Genomic DNA, 13,965 nt, shown 5'->3' on the forward strand with positions numbered 1-13,965 from the left:
CAGCTTCCTCCAGCAGAAAAAATCCGCAGATCGCGGATCTTTTACGGTTCTGAGTGGAGTTCAGCGTCGGGTGGTCCAAATTTTGCCCTTGTGAATGAGACCCGGAGGCCGGCACGTTCGGGAGAGCAGACGTACAGCCCGGCCTTGGTGGTTGGGCCTATTGTCATGGGGGCCACGCGCAGCATGCTCCAGGGGCTTTGGTCCTTTTTTGCCCTGATTGTGATCGCGCCATCCCGCCAGCTCGCGCGGATAGTGACTTCCTGGTCGGCCCAATCAGGGGTTGGGCTCAGAGACCAGTCAGATTGTCCACGGGTCACGACGGCGGCCGCGTGGGGGGCGCCGTCGTTGATTTCGATGCCGGCTTTTATCCACTCTGCCTCATCGTTTCGGATCATCAGTCCTGCTTGGTCGTAGAGGGTGCCAAAGGTTGTCTGGAAAGTTACTTCGAGAGAACCCTGCAGGTCGATGGGTGCAAGAAGGGCATGGCCTGAGTCACGCTTGAATCCATAGTGGGTTTCTTGCCAGAAATCACTTCCTTTGGCAGCTTCAATGTTCAGAAGCCGTCCGTCGAAGTGATTGGTGACGGGAACGGTTGTCCATTCGGCGATCTTTAGAAAATGTTGCATGGGTCCCTTCATTGAGGCAGCGGGTCGGATCTACTAGTCGGGGACGGCTGGACCTCGCTTTAGCTTCTGTCATTAGTAGAACGAAGTCATCCGGGGACTACCTGGTCTTCGATGGTGTGTCCTCTGGCAGGCGGGCGTGCGACGCTAGATGACTTCTTGCAATTCTATTTGGTTTATTTGCATCGCTTCAGGTGCAACTGGTCGTGCCCGATATTGGCATGGACAGGGGAATTGCTTGTCGCGTATCTGGGAACTTCGTATGAGATCGGTTCCTTCATCCTTGTGAACAAGTCTCCGCTCGCCCAGGCTGACAATAACCCAGACCATGTCCCCGTCAGTGGATGCTAGGTCAACTACACCGTGTTGGATTCCAAGTCCCTCTAGGGCTACTTCTACTCGGTCTCCTTTAATCACTTGGTCCCAGCGCCTAGGGGCCCTGGTCAGTCCACGACTTTGCACCAGGATCTCCTAGCTCATGACTTAGAGGGGTGTGGGCAGCTGCTGTGTTGACGATGAACTCTAAGGGGTCCCGGCTACGTCCCTTCAACCCGGCCACCGCGATACCATTTTGCCTGTTCTTTGGCAGTGCCCGCGGTCGGTCTTTCTCGTTCAGTGCTGCCAACGCCGAGTACCTGCGGCAGGAGATTGTCCCAACGATTGCGGAGTCATCTGAACATTTTTCAGATGGGGAATTATTGCGCCGGGCATTTGGATGACTTGTGCTGCAATGCGGTGGCCGGCGGCGGCGGCATGTTGAGGCGGGATGCCTCCCAGTCGTGCATTGATGTATCCGGCGTTGAATGCGTCACCCGCCCCTGTGGTGTCTACAACGTGTTGCACTGGCAGCGCGGGTTCATGAAAAATCTCATTTCCGAGACGGACGACGCAGTCGTCCCTGCCGTCCTTGACTACGATCTCGGGAACTCCCAGCCCATGGATTCGATGGGCTGTGGCCTCGGGGGACGAGTCGCCATATAGCTGGGCTTCGTCGATGTAAGTGGGAAGGGCAATGTCCGTACGCTTGAGCGTCTCTTCTATAGCGAATCGGGCTTCATCGGGGGTGGTCCAACCAGCGGACCTGTAGTTGGAGTCGAAGATAACAGAACCTCCCGCCGATCGGACCCTTTCCATAAGCGTCCATAGCCTCTGGCGTGCTCCCGGGGTCAGGATCTGTAGGGAAATCGCGGAGAGGTAGATTATGTCGTACCCGGCCAAGTGCTCGTCGAGCTCCGGGCCTTGATCTGGTCCGAAGAGACCTCGCGCGACAGAGCTTGAGCGGTAGTAGGTGAAGGTCCGCTCCCCTGCCGTGTCGGTTCGCACGAGATAAAGTCCCGCGTTCCCCGACTGCGTACGCACGATAAGGGAGGTATCTATTCCTTCCCCCTGGATTGCCGCTAGTAGTTCATCGCTGTACCAATCGCGTGCCACGCGGGTGACGTAATCGATCTGATGCAGATTTCCGGCAAGTCGGGAGAGATAGACTGCTGTGTTGAGGGTGTCGCCGGCGAAACCGAGTGTCAGTGTTCTCGGAGACTGGTGGGTTAGTTCGAGCATCGCCTCGCCGATGCTGGCAATTTTTAGGGTCACAATGATTCTCCGAAGGCTAAGAGCCGTTGAAGATTGATTTTCAGTTCGTGGCCGCTGGCCAATTCGCTGCCGATGCCCACAGCGAACGCTCCAGCTGCCAACCAATCTGGGACATCATCAATTGCAATCCCCCCGGTTGGGATGATCTTTGCATCAGGCAGGATGCTGCGGAGGGAACGCAGGTACTTTGGTCCCCCGAGATGTGCGGGGAACAGCTTGGCGACTCCCTGTGTACTAGCACTGGCTAGCTCTGCAGGGGTGAGGCCGCCCTCGATAAAGAGGACGTTGTGAGCTGCGGCCACAGCTGCCACATCCGGTGCGGGGCACGGGCTCACGAGGAAGTGGGCACCGGCCTTGAGGGCACGGAGGGCGTCATTCGCAGTGAACAGGGTGCCGACACCAACCAAGAGGTCCGGGAAGTCCCGGCGCGTACGGGATACAAGGTCGACCCAGGCGGGGGTGGTTGCTGTGAGTTCGGCAATGCCGAGACCGCATTGGGCAATCTCCTGGATTGTTTGGTAGGCCTGTGCTGGGTTGGAAGCGCGTATGACAGGCAGGACTTGAGCCGCGTTGATCAGCTGGAGGGCATGGTCAACCGAGGCCGGCGAGCCGAAGTTACTGGCGGAAGCGTGTTCTTTCGTTGACTTGAAGGTCTGGCTTTTGGACGAGCCGGGAATCATGAGTTACCTCCTGGGATATTTTCAAGATCGGAGGACATATCTTCGAGCGACTTACTGGCCGTTTCAGGCACGAACCTGTGCACAAAGATGAACGACAGGATTGCGAATGCTGTGTAAATGCCGTAGCTCATGGGCAGGGAGACATCCCGTAGGGAGGGAAATGTGAGATTGACGATGATCCCTGCGGCCCAGTTTGCTCCTGCTGCCGCGGAAGCTGCGAGGGCGCGGATGCGGTTCGGAAACATCTCACCGATGAGAACCCAAATGACAGGCCCCCAAGATATGGCAAAGAAGATGACGAACAAGTTGACGGCCACGAGAGTAAGAGGTCCCCATGTGTTCGTAAATTGCGGTGTGCCATCAACGATGGTTGCCTGAGTGAAGCCAATGGTTGTGAGAGCAAGACTCACCGCCATGCCGGCAGAGCCGATCTTCAATAGCCGGCGGCGTCCTACCTTGTCGACGAAGAAGATGGCAACGATTGTTGCGAGCACGTTAACCACCGATGTGAAGGTGGATAGGGCGAAGGCGTCGGATTCCTCGAAGCCGACCGACTGCCAGAGGGAGGTGGAGTAGTAGAAGATGACATCGATGCCGACCAGCGCTTGGAGTGCTGCGAGTCCAATGCCGACCCAGACGATGGGTAGGAAGCCGGTGCGGCGGCTGACGAGCTCACCGAACCGAGCCCGGTCCCCGGAGCCTGTTGTTCGGGCGATGGCCGCGGTCTGGTCGACAGCTTCTGTTGCCGAGATCTTATGAAGTGAGGCAAGAAGCGTAGTTGCCTTGGCCGTTTTTCCTCGACTGACCAGGTAGCGGGGTGATTCCGGGAGAAGGAGGGCCAGCGACCCGTATACGGCTGCCGGGAGTATTCCGGCCAGAAGCATCCAGCGCCATGCCGGTAGGTTGAGCCAGCCCGTTGCGTCGGCACCTCCGAGTGCATTGGCGATGGAGGCATTAGCGAGCAGAGCTGCGAATATGCCGAGAACAATGGACATTTGCTGGAATGATGTGAGGCGTCCTCGTACTGCTGAGGGCGAAATTTCGGCGATGTAGAGGGGGCCGATGACGGAGGCTATGCCTACAGCGATCCCGCCGATGAAGCGCCATATGGCCATCTCAGTGCCGCTGGTCGCCAGCCCGCTGCCCAAGGCGGAGCCAAAGAAGAAGACAGCGGCGATGAGCATTACTCGTGGGCGTCCCCACCAGTCGGCGAGGTAGCCACAGATGCTCGCTCCCACGGCGGCACCAAATAATGCGGCGGCAACGATCATGCCGAGCAGGAAGGTGGAGATCTCGAAGACTTCCTCGATCGCGCCTACGGCTCCGTTAATGACGGCGGTGTCGAAGCCGAAGAGGAATCCGCCGGCCGACGCGGCGATGGAATAGAAAAGAACTTTGCCTGTCATGGATGCTGATGCCGATCCGGTCGACAGGGCTGTAGGGGGGTGGTGCATGATGACCTCGTTGTCCTTGATGCGTAGGGGGAGGAATTTAAAGGGTGAAGATGTCCACGCCGTGGGTGTAGAACTTCACGGCCTCGGGATCGAGCGATGCGCCGAGCCCGGGTGACTCGGGGATAGTTAGGAGTCCGTTGGTGTCCAAGGCCCAGGGGGTGGTGACGATGTCATCCACGTACGGTGACCCGTCGACATACTCAATGAGGTCCGTCTCAGGGAGGGCGGACGCAAGTTGGAGGTCAGCGGCCAGCCCCAGCGCTGTGTTCCAGCCGTGTGGAATTAGCTTGATCCCGTGGTCCTGTGCCGCCCAACCAATCCGTCGCTGTTCGCTGAGCCCTCCAACTTTCGTGACGTCTGGTTGGACGATGTCGAACGCACCGCGGTCCAACCATTGAACGAACGTCTGTCGGCGAGTAAGTACTTCGCCCCCGGAGATCGCTACAGGGGCAGCCCTCCTAAGCGCAACGAAATCTTCGAGGGCGTCTGGCGGCAGCGGCTCTTCGAACCACTCGACGTTGTAGTGTTCGAGCATGTGCGAGGTCTTCAGCGCCCACTTGTACCCGTTACTCCAGGCGCTGTCGCTGGCTCCAGCGTCGACCATCAGCAGCGCGTCAGGTCCAACAGCTTCCCTGGCTGCAGCGACGATAGCCTCGTCAAGCTGAGCGCTGACGCGACCGAAGGGACCCCAGCCGATCTTGAAGGCCGTCCACCCTCTGCTTTTCAAATTGGTAAGGTGCTCGCTCAACTTGATAGGTTCCTGCATGAGCAATGAAGCGTAGGCACGCACCTTTTCCCGGTATCGTCCACCGAGGAGTCGACCGACAGGCTGTCCGGTAGCCTGGCCGAGAATGTCCCACAACGCGGTGTCAATCCCGCTAATGGTGTGGGTGACTGATCCTCCTCGTCCCATCCAGAAGGTTGTGCGGTGCAGTCGCTCGGCGACGCGCTCCGGTTCGAGGGCATTTTCCCCAATAAGGTATGGCGTTAGGAGTTCCAGCGCCGCCTTGACGAGCGCTTCGCTGGTGAAGACGCTGCCAACGCCAATTAGTCCGTCCTCGGTGTGGACGGAAATTAGTGTGTGGACGACGTCGTCGTTGGTAAGTTCTTCCTCCCAACCACCAGCTGGGGTGGCGCCTCGCAGTCCGGCCGCTTTGATTCCGACGATTTTCATAGGTGTTCCTTTGCAGGGGGGCCTGGGGTTAGGCGTTGTTAAGGGGGTAGGCAATAGTCGACATGAGGGCATTTTCGGCTTGTCGCGAGTCCAGACGGGTGTGCTGCACGACAATGGGAGCCGAAGAACGAATGACAAGGGAGTAGTCGGTTCCGCGGGGGATTTCTTCCGGCTCCGAGAGATCGTTCAGCCGCTGGTGATGGATGCGTTCGGCTCCAATTCCCAGCCTGAAGGGACCAGCTGGATCGCGGTCCTGGAAATATGCGTAGACCTCGATGTCCGCGTGCTGCTGGCTGGCGTTGAGGATGCAGATGCTGTCATGGCTGATCATCTCTGGTGCTGGACCCGTGCTTGTGGGCGGAATCCAACCATCGCCTACGGCCCAAACGGTTGAACCGATAGCCGGTACTTCACTAGTCATGTGGTTTCTTCTTTCATGTATCGGGGATCAGGGAGGCAAGAAGCCAGTGCGTGCTAGACACTGATCGAAGCCTTAGCGAGGACCCCGCCGTCACATACGAGATGGGACCCGGTGACGTAAGAGGAATCGCTGCCAAGGAGCCATAGCGCCGCGCGTGCGGGTTCGTCCGGGGATGCCATCCGTCCGAGAGGCACCTCTTGTGCAATTTGATTCCGCATTGCGGCGCGTTGGTCTTCGGGAACAGCGGCCCACATCAGATTCGTTTCCGTGGGACCGGGAACGATGGCATTTACTCGTATGCCGTACTGTGCATAGTCCACTGCGAGGCTGCGCACCATGGCCGAGATGCCGCCCTTTGAAGCGGAATAGGCAGTCGCGCCTCCGGCCGCGAATCCCACTGACGCGGCCGGAGAGGAGCACAGCACGATCGATCCCGGACGTTGTTCCTGTACGAGCCTCCCCAGGAGCTCTCGGCAGAAGAGGTAAGAGCCCGTCAGATTGATGTCCATAACGCGGCGCCAGTCCTCGACGGAAAGTTCGTGCGCCGCCCCGCCGATGTCTATTCCGGCCGCGGTAACCAATCCATCTATGTGGACGCCCTCCTCGTGCAGTCGTCGGAAGACCTCCTTGACCTCAGTCTCGTTGCTGACGTCGCAGGTCATGGGACGGACCTGTCTCCTGCCGGACGAAAGGTCTGCTGCGATCGCCGCAATCGCGTCGGCGTCGCGGTCCACCAGAACAACCGCGCCTCCCGCAGCAACTACTTGACGTGACACCGCCTCTCCAATCCCGTTAGCGGCGCCTGTCACCAAGATGGTCTTGCTGTTCATAAGTTCTCCTCGAAGGAAACGGAATAAAACCATAATTATAGATTATTTATAATCTGTCAACGGGTATCATGGAACAAAAGAGGGAAGCGGGGAGCATGTCTACTGAATCAGCTGAGGCGGAGGTCCGGAGTGGCCGGCCACGCCCGCAGGTGTCATCGCGCCGCCATCAGGTCGTCGACTATTTGCGTCAGGACATCATGAGCGGCCTGCTGGTACCGGGGGCACAGTTGAAGCAAGATCTTATCGGCCAGGAATTTGCTGTGAGCCCAGGGCCTGTGCGCGAAGCGCTTCGTCAACTCGAAAGCGAAGGTCTTGTGGTCCATATCCCGAACCGGGGGGTGTTCGTCGGCGAGGTAACCCCCGTTGACCTTTTGGGTGTTCTTCTTCCGGTACGCCTGGCGATTGAGACCTACGCCGCGGAGCAACTGGAAGGGCGGGAGGAAACACTGACAGTGTTACAGGGCATCGTTGACCAGATGCGCCGCGCTGCGAACGCCGGTGTCCTGCAAGACGTGAACGACCTTGACTTGAAATTTCACGAGACGCTGGTGCGTTCTGCGCAGTCCACCCATGCTCTGCAGATTTGGAACAACGTTCAGCCCAGGATCAGAATGCAGATCTACAAGCTTTCCGCACGCCACAGTGCCATACATGCCATCCCCCAGGAGCACCAGGAGCTCGTTGACGTCTTTCGCTCGAACGACAGGGACCTCATCAGGGATCGGGTGGAGGATCACATCGTCGGAAGCGCCCAGAGGCTTTTGTTGATGGAAGAACAAAACGTCACGGAAGACTAGATCCGGAGCTTCCTAACTGTCGCCGCCATAACCAGCGCAGCCTAGGAAGCCCTGGGAAGGAATCTGCCCGGTAATTGGTGCGTGTGGCCGCCGTTGTCAACGACGAGCTCACCGTTGACGGCCACCCACCGTGCCGCTTGGGCGTATGTTTCCGGCATGGTGAAGGTATCGGTGGCTCGCAGGATTTCGGGATCGAAAACAGCGATATCCGCGTAGAATCCAGGACGTATGAAGCCTCTGCCCTTTATATCGAAGTGTTCAGCTACACTGACGGTCATTTTGTGGATGGCTTCTGCGAAAGTCAGCGCCTTGCGCTCGAACACGTGGTGGGACAGGTAATGCATATGCCCGTGGAAGAAGAGAGGGTGCTGTGTTTTGCCCGCGAGAGGACCGGATTTGGTGCTGGTCTAGGCATCAACGCCTAGCAGGAAGAGCGGGTGGCTGATCGCCTCGGCGAGGTGCTTTTTGGTGAAGAGCTCGCCAGTGAACTGCACTTGGTCCATGGCAGAACCCGCCGCGCAGAGGATATCGAAGAAGACATCCCACTCGTCTATGCCGTCAATTCCGACAACTGTAGGAAGGATAGGCCTTCGAATGGGGCTGAGCCTGGTGCCGTGCCCAGAACAATACGGTGTCGCTGGCCCTTGTTGACGGACCGCCAGTACCGATCGGAGTCCTGCCTCACAATTTTCCGCACGGCTGGCTCCGCGAGTAGCCGAGCGGTCTCCCCCGGCGTGCCGGTGAGTACCCAGTCAGGAAGCAGGCCGGCGGCGAGACCGATGCCCGCGGAAATGGCATTATACCCACCAACGCAACAAAGCGCCGCTTCATATATTATAGATAAATTATAATCTATTTAATAGCGAATGATTAGGATGCACAAGGAGCGTTCCCTTATGAGAAACGGAGGGGTTGTGACAGGCTTCATCTTCGATTTGGACGGAACTCTGATCGATAGCGAACCGCTCTGCGAAGCAGCTTGGGCCAATACCCTTGCGTCCTTCGGTAGCCGTCTGACGACGCCGGAGGCGAGGTGGAGTGTTGGTAAGACTTCTCGAGAGTGCGCGCTTCACTTTGCTGCAACCAGGCCAGCGCTGCCTGAACCACAAGTACTGACGCGATGCTACATGGATGCCCTTTCGGCCGGCATGGCTAAGCATTTGCGAACCTTTCGTGATGCCCGCGTGACTGTCGAGTGGCTCCGCTTGCAAGGCATCCCTGTTGGGATTGCTACAAACAGTTCCAGGGCCAGAGTGAACAATTCTCTGATGTTGACCAATCCGCGCCTCCCGGAGCTACCCAGTACGGCAGCGGACGAGGTTGCTCGTCCTAAGCCGGCGCCGGATGTTTATCTGCGGACTGCCGAAAAGCTAGGAGTTCCGGCTCAATGTTGTATCGCAGTCGAGGATAGCGACGTTGGCCAACAGTCCGCAATCGCAGCAGGTATGCAGGTCATCCGAGTTGACCAATACGACAGAAACAGCGACACGCTGCTTCGACAGTGCCAGCAACTTGCCGTGCAGTGAAGTACTGGCAGACGCGACCTACGTGGACGAAGGGCGCGCGGCCCTAAATAGATCTGCTTCACATTGGTCCGATCTTTAGCTGCGCTATGGGGGCACGATGGCGGCAAGCTTCCTCCGGGACCTCTAGCAAAACCCTCGAAGCACCGAACGCCGATTTTTCTCCGCGTTAGTTCTGCCTGGCGTCAGGCATATCGGGTGAGTGAGTCGGTGAGGCTGCCCCATCGACGATCTAGGGCGCTGGTGCGCGGCGAATCGCCCTCGGGGGGTCTTGACGCCTCCAAGAAACGGTCACATAATGATTTAGGGACTAAATTTTCGTTCAAAATTAATTACAAACTGCATGTCTGTACCTGTGTACGTCTGGGTCGCCACGCCACCCCGCCAACCGCCGGAAAGGTTAGATGACCTTTGGACCCAAGACCAGCCGCCACCGATCCGCCTCCGAACGACCCAGCAGAGGAAGCCAGATGGGACGTGCTATGGGAACCAGCTGCCCGTCGCTTCCTGCCCAGCGAGCATCTCCCCGTCACAGCCTTTACAAAACACACTTCCCTGCTGAACCAAACTGAGGCCCGTTGAGCGAGACCACAATCGACTGAACCTCCGACGCACCTGCCGATAAGCGGCCCGTGTCAGACTTCCACACTGCGTACGCATGATTTCTCATCAAAGAGTGCCCATGGGATGTGCTTTGGCTTCCATCGGACTGAAATCGGGCTCTCCGCTTCAGCCTTGACCACGTCCGGCCGCGCAGAACCGGACCCCAAATGGGCGCGCCAGCATCGTCGGAATGACACTGGCAGCCCCCATCGACGAAGGAAAGACACCTCATGAAACCCGCCCTGCACCCTCAAGATCGCCCGATGGAACTACCACTGACAATCCCCACCGGTGGTGCCTTGCGTCCCTCTGCGCTTCGCTCCTTAATCCTCAAACGGGCATCCGTTGGCTTGAACAGGAAGCGGGAAGCGGAAAGCCCCCTCGTCGTCGCTGTCAATGGACGAAGTGCTAGTGGAAAGTCCACACTCGCCAAAGCGTTAGCTGACGAGCAGGGATGGGCTGCCGTAGCAACAGATGACGTGGCGTGGTGGCATTCGTTCTTTGGGTGGTCGGACCTCCTCATCGATGGCGTTCTGAGGCCAGCCCTGCGAGGAGAAGAAGTGTCCTACCGCCCGCCAGCCTGGGAGGAACGCAGCAGAACGGGAGCGATCCATGTTCCAAAGGGAACTGCCGTCCTTGTGATCGAAGGAGTGGGCGCTTCGCGTTTGGAGCTTATGCCCTTCATCGACTACTCAATCTGGTTGAAAACAGACCTTCCCCTCATAAACCGCCGGGAAGCGGAACGTGCCAAGCAGGGCGAAGTGACCCCTGAACTCCAGCAGGAATGGATGGCCGAAGAATTCCCGTTCCTCGACCACGACAAGCCTTGGGAACGAGCTGATCTCATTCTCACAGCCCATGCCGTCTCGCCAGCCTGCTATCAGGAACTACTGGACGAAGTCAGCCTTTAGGACCGCTGGAATCAGGGGAACTTCCGGTCCAAAGCACTGATGAACCAAAGACTCGTCACGGAATGAGTGTCACATGACTCGAAAACACGTTGTTGCGCTCTGCGGTCCCTCGTCGTGGAACCATCTCATCCTCCTTGACCATCTCCCTGAGCCGGTCGCCCACATGCAGTTCGCGCGCCGATCATGGCAGACCGTGGGCGGAACGTCGGCGGGCAAGGCTCTGCACCTTGCGGACCTTGGCGTCAGCGTGCGCTTGTGCTCCCCTCTGGGAGAGGACGATGAGGCCAGCCGGGTCCGCTACGCACTTGCCACAGCAGGGGTGACCGTCGAGGAGATATGGTCCGAGCACACTGAACGCCATGTCAACCTCATGACCGACGACGGCGAACGGGTATCCCTGTACGTTTCGGTCCCGTCGACGCCGACTCCAAAGGGGCTTCGAACGGCCGAAGCCGCGGTGGCAACGGCCGATGTTGCCGTGATTGACCTCAGCGAACTCGGGGCTCTGCTGTTGGAAAGCGGCGAGGTCCAGCGAACGCCTCTCTGGGTGGACCTCCACGACTACGATGGATCTTCGACATTCCACGAGCCATTCTTACGTGCTGCCCATGCCGTTTTCATGAATGACGACCGCACGGCGGATCCTTGGGAGCTCTTGAGCAGCTGCCTCGAAAGGGGTCCTCGCCTGGCGGTGTGCACCCGCGGCGCCGACGGCGCAATCGCCATGGAGGCGGATGGGACGCGGCATGAGGTCTCCGCAATGCCCGCAGAAGTGGTGGACACCAACGGCGCGGGGGACGCGTTCATGGCAGGCTTCCTGGCATCCACCTTGCACGGCGCTGCCGTTGCTGATGCGCTCACATTGGCGGCCGCCCAGGCCCGAATTGCCATTGAGAGCATGCACATGCACCCAGTACTTGGGGGCACCTATTCACCTTGGAGCTCAATCTCTAGAGTGGTCTCCTCCGCTAATCCATAGCTCTCTCTTTATGTCGCCTGTGCGGAAAATGGAGTCGCCCAATGGAAAGACAAGCAGTCATCAAGGAGCAGCCGTGAAAGCTCGGCTCAACAGCACACCTGCCGAATTTGCCAATCGCGCCGCAGCCGAACGCTAGCTCGGGACTGTAAAGGGTGGCAATTCTCCGATAGCCCGGGACGCTTGTCTGCCAGCCATTAGAGTGTGCCGAGGGCAAAGGCGTCACCCCTGCTGGACGGCCTTAAGGACGCGTTCCGCCTCAAACCCCCGTCTACTCACGGGCCTCATTCTGGCGTTCACGGCAAAGACTGCGTTGGTGGAGTCGCCCCTACTGAATTGCTATCCAGGCGACGCCCTGAGCCTCAAGCACAGCCGGCCCTTCGTTCACGCCCTCAATCGAACCATAGGACTATCCGTGCAACCGGAGAGGCTCCCAAAAATCATCGGGTTGACGGCAGCGTGCCGCCGTCAACCCGATGCGTTCACTAATGTGCCCTCCTCCACTGGGTGTCCCGTATCGGGAGAGGCATCTCTGTACTTTAGATGTCGCGTTTCTGGAGCAGCGCCAGGGCAAGGGCCACTGGGACCACAACCCAGGCACCCAGCACCAGGGCGGCTTGCCACGCCTCAAGTGTGTTCGGAACATGTTCGACGGCGGTTAGCGGGCCAATAGTGCTTGTGGGCAGGTACTTATTGGCTTCTTTGAAGAAACTTCCGGGGATGAGTTGGAAGGCGAGCGGTGCCACGAAGAATAGACCTACCAGGCTCATGATGCCGCCGGCCGAGTTGCGAACAATTGTTCCAAGTGACATGCCGATAGCTGCCACAACTGCTACATAGATGCTGTTGACGATCAAAAGCTTGACGGATTGCGAGCTGCTGAGGTCCAGCTTGAGATCGTAGTTGCCCAGGATGGGGAGTGCCACCAAGCCGGCGAGATAGCTGGAAATCACAGTCAGGAGAAAGGCGCTGACCATGACTACGATGAGCTTGGCCAGAAACGGCACCATGCGCTTGGGCGCGGCAGCAAATGTGGAGCGGGCCATGCCGGTGGTGAACTCGGAGCTCATGAGCAGGACGCCCAGAGAACCAAGGATGAGCTGGGCAAAGGCGATACCGGAGGTGGGAATGCCTACAGTAAGACTCGCGCCCTGGGCAGCTAGGGCTGCTGCGGTTTCAGGGTCGGCGGAAGCCTTCTCGGCGCCTGTTCCCCACGCTGTGAGAGCTGCGAAGCCCACCATGACGAGTGCGGTGGAGGCAAGGAGGATCAGCGTGGACATCAGGGTGCGGAACTTGATGAATTCCGAGTTCAGTACCCGGTGGAATGCCGGTCCAAGGCCGACGGAGTTTCGCTCCACGGTGGCGGTGCTCATGACTACTTCCTTCCGGCTTGGGCGGGAACCGAGGCCCCGGTGGTGACGCGCGAGTGGTATTCGACCTCGTCCTTTGTCAGTTCCATGTAAGCCTCTTCCAGGCTGGCGCGGTGTGGCGTCAACTCGTGGACCAGCACCTTGTTGTCAAGGGCTGTCCGGGCGATGCCGCGCGGATCCAGTCCGGAAACTTTGAGCAGGTCGCGCTCGTGGAATTCCACGGAAACGCCACTTCCGGCGAGCAGCTGCATGAGCCGTCCCGGCTGGTCCGTGCGGACGCTTGTCCGGGTCTCGCCGTTCCCCGAGATGATGTCGGCGATGGGTGCGTCGGCGATGATTCTGCCTCGGCCGATCACAATCAGGTGATCTGCCGTCAGTGCCATCTCGCTCATGAGATGGCTGGAAAGGAAGACCGTCCGGCCTTCGGAAGCCAGATGCTTGACCAGATTACGGACCCAGAGGACACCTTCGGGGTCCAAGCCGTTGACCGGCTCATCCAGGATGATGGTCTGCGGATCACCCAGCAGCGCGGCGGCTATTCCGAGGCGCTGGCCCATTCCGAGCGAGAAGCCTTTGACCTTCTTCTTGGCGACATCACCCAGGCCAGTCATTTCGATGACTTCACGGACCCGGCTCTTGGGGATGCTGTGCGTGGCCGCCATGGCTAGAAGGTGGTTGTACGCGGTGCGGCTCGTGTGGACAGCCTTGGCGTCCAGGAGGGCACCGATCTCGCGGAGCGGTGCCTTGTGCTGGGCGAACGGTTCGCCGTTCACGGTCACAGAGCCCGCTGTGGGAGCGTCCAGTCCCATGATCATGCGCATGGTGGTTGACTTGCCGGCACCGTTCGGGCCAAGGAAGCCCGTCACCCGACCAGCTTGGACGGTGAAACTGACGCCGCCTACGGCGGTCTTCTCGCCGTAGGCCTTTGTCAGGCCTTTTGCTTCGATCATGAATGAGTGTTCCCTTCTTGGAGCACAGGGGTGTGCCAAATGAAATCCTTGACTGCACCAACC

Annotated in this window: 14 protein-coding genes; 4 read left to right on the top strand and 10 right to left on the bottom strand. The window is 58.8% G+C overall.

Annotated elements, in window-relative coordinates; genetic code table 11:
* Positions 1-41 precede the first annotated feature (41 nt).
* From A477_RS0104650 to A477_RS0104680, 7 genes are all read right to left on the bottom strand, one after another.
* The gene (locus tag A477_RS0104650) at positions 42-626 is read right to left on the bottom strand and encodes a DUF1349 domain-containing protein (RefSeq protein WP_017197858.1); all 585 of its coding nucleotides are present in this window, start codon (positions 624-626) and stop codon (positions 42-44) included.
* Positions 627-1,235: 609 nt separating this feature from the next.
* Positions 1,236-2,213 carry a sugar kinase gene (locus tag A477_RS0104655; protein WP_017197859.1) on the bottom strand — a complete coding sequence of 326 codons (978 nt, stop codon included), beginning with the start codon at positions 2,211-2,213 and terminating at the stop codon, positions 1,236-1,238.
* A complete protein-coding gene (locus A477_RS21995) occupies positions 2,210-2,893 on the bottom strand; it encodes a bifunctional 4-hydroxy-2-oxoglutarate aldolase/2-dehydro-3-deoxy-phosphogluconate aldolase (RefSeq protein ID WP_017197860.1) in 684 nt (227 codons plus the stop codon). Before A477_RS21995 ends, A477_RS0104655 begins: the two co-directional genes overlap by 4 nt.
* On the bottom strand, positions 2,890-4,347 hold the full coding sequence (locus tag A477_RS0104665; RefSeq protein ID WP_017197861.1) for a sugar porter family MFS transporter: 1,458 nt from the start codon (positions 4,345-4,347) through the stop codon (positions 2,890-2,892). The genes A477_RS21995 and A477_RS0104665 overlap by 4 nt, the downstream gene beginning before the upstream one ends.
* A gap of 37 nt (positions 4,348-4,384) precedes the next feature.
* Positions 4,385-5,521 carry a mandelate racemase/muconate lactonizing enzyme family protein gene (locus A477_RS0104670; RefSeq protein ID WP_017197862.1) on the bottom strand — a complete coding sequence of 379 codons (1,137 nt, stop codon included), beginning with the start codon at positions 5,519-5,521 and terminating at the stop codon, positions 4,385-4,387.
* Positions 5,522-5,549: 28 nt separating this feature from the next.
* A complete protein-coding gene (locus A477_RS0104675) occupies positions 5,550-5,942 on the bottom strand; it encodes a sensory rhodopsin transducer (RefSeq protein WP_020372794.1) in 393 nt (130 codons plus the stop codon).
* Between the two features lie 53 nt (positions 5,943-5,995).
* Positions 5,996-6,772, bottom strand: coding sequence for an SDR family NAD(P)-dependent oxidoreductase (locus tag A477_RS0104680; protein ID WP_017197864.1), 777 nt, complete (start codon positions 6,770-6,772; stop codon positions 5,996-5,998).
* A 95-nt stretch (positions 6,773-6,867) separates the two neighbouring features.
* Here A477_RS0104680 and A477_RS0104685 point away from each other — a divergent pair, with 95 nt between their 5' ends.
* Positions 6,868-7,569 (top strand): GntR family transcriptional regulator, encoded by a 702-nt coding sequence (locus A477_RS0104685; protein ID WP_017197865.1) that lies wholly within the window; start codon positions 6,868-6,870, stop codon positions 7,567-7,569.
* Positions 7,570-7,610: 41 nt separating this feature from the next.
* Here the strand turns inward: A477_RS0104685 and A477_RS22695 are convergent, their stop codons facing one another.
* A complete protein-coding gene (locus tag A477_RS22695) occupies positions 7,611-7,913 on the bottom strand; it encodes an amidohydrolase family protein (protein ID WP_017197866.1) in 303 nt (100 codons plus the stop codon).
* Between the two features lie 552 nt (positions 7,914-8,465).
* On the opposite strand from A477_RS22695, the gene A477_RS23955 reads away from it, so the two are divergent.
* The 3 genes from A477_RS23955 (at position 8,466) to A477_RS0104710 (ending at position 11,585) form a co-directional block, all read left to right on the top strand.
* Positions 8,466-9,095 (top strand): HAD family hydrolase, encoded by a 630-nt coding sequence (locus A477_RS23955; protein WP_017197867.1) that lies wholly within the window; start codon positions 8,466-8,468, stop codon positions 9,093-9,095.
* 863 nt (positions 9,096-9,958) lie between these two features.
* Complete coding sequence (locus A477_RS0104705) at positions 9,959-10,606, top strand: uridine kinase family protein (protein ID WP_202801617.1); 648 nt, start codon at positions 9,959-9,961, stop codon at positions 10,604-10,606.
* 73 nt (positions 10,607-10,679) lie between these two features.
* Positions 10,680-11,585 carry a carbohydrate kinase family protein gene (locus A477_RS0104710; RefSeq protein ID WP_017197869.1) on the top strand — a complete coding sequence of 302 codons (906 nt, stop codon included), beginning with the start codon at positions 10,680-10,682 and terminating at the stop codon, positions 11,583-11,585.
* 536 nt (positions 11,586-12,121) lie between these two features.
* Here the strand turns inward: A477_RS0104710 and A477_RS0104715 are convergent.
* Positions 12,122-12,955: an ABC transporter permease gene (locus A477_RS0104715; RefSeq protein ID WP_017197870.1), complete on the bottom strand. Its 834-nt coding sequence runs from the start codon at positions 12,953-12,955 to the stop codon at positions 12,122-12,124.
* A gap of 2 nt (positions 12,956-12,957) precedes the next feature.
* Positions 12,958-13,902: an ABC transporter ATP-binding protein gene (locus A477_RS0104720; protein WP_017197871.1), complete on the bottom strand. Its 945-nt coding sequence runs from the start codon at positions 13,900-13,902 to the stop codon at positions 12,958-12,960.
* Positions 13,903-13,965: the final 63 nt, after the last annotated feature.

Origin of the sequence: Arthrobacter sp. M2012083, from assembly GCF_000281065.1 — a bacterium.
In the GTDB taxonomy this organism is placed as follows: domain Bacteria; phylum Actinomycetota; class Actinomycetes; order Actinomycetales; family Micrococcaceae; genus Arthrobacter.

Coding starts and splice junctions, on each gene's coding strand:
- A477_RS21995 (WP_017197860.1), bottom strand. CDS start 2,893: ATGATTCCCGGCTCGTCCAAAAGCCAGACCTTCAAGTCAACGAAAGAA.
- A477_RS0104680 (WP_017197864.1), bottom strand. CDS start 6,772: ATGAACAGCAAGACCATCTTGGTGACAGGCGCCGCTAACGGGATTGGA.
- A477_RS0104710 (WP_017197869.1), top strand. CDS start 10,680: ATGACTCGAAAACACGTTGTTGCGCTCTGCGGTCCCTCGTCGTGGAAC.
- A477_RS0104665 (WP_017197861.1), bottom strand. CDS start 4,347: ATGCACCACCCCCCTACAGCCCTGTCGACCGGATCGGCATCAGCATCC.
- A477_RS0104670 (WP_017197862.1), bottom strand. CDS start 5,521: ATGAAAATCGTCGGAATCAAAGCGGCCGGACTGCGAGGCGCCACCCCA.
- A477_RS0104715 (WP_017197870.1), bottom strand. CDS start 12,955: ATGAGCACCGCCACCGTGGAGCGAAACTCCGTCGGCCTTGGACCGGCA.
- A477_RS0104650 (WP_017197858.1), bottom strand. CDS start 626: ATGCAACATTTTCTAAAGATCGCCGAATGGACAACCGTTCCCGTCACC.
- A477_RS0104705 (WP_202801617.1), top strand. CDS start 9,959: ATGGAACTACCACTGACAATCCCCACCGGTGGTGCCTTGCGTCCCTCT.
- A477_RS23955 (WP_017197867.1), top strand. CDS start 8,466: ATGAGAAACGGAGGGGTTGTGACAGGCTTCATCTTCGATTTGGACGGA.
- A477_RS22695 (WP_017197866.1), bottom strand. CDS start 7,913: ATGCATTACCTGTCCCACCACGTGTTCGAGCGCAAGGCGCTGACTTTC.
- A477_RS0104685 (WP_017197865.1), top strand. CDS start 6,868: ATGTCTACTGAATCAGCTGAGGCGGAGGTCCGGAGTGGCCGGCCACGC.
- A477_RS0104675 (WP_020372794.1), bottom strand. CDS start 5,942: ATGACTAGTGAAGTACCGGCTATCGGTTCAACCGTTTGGGCCGTAGGC.
- A477_RS0104720 (WP_017197871.1), bottom strand. CDS start 13,902: ATGATCGAAGCAAAAGGCCTGACAAAGGCCTACGGCGAGAAGACCGCC.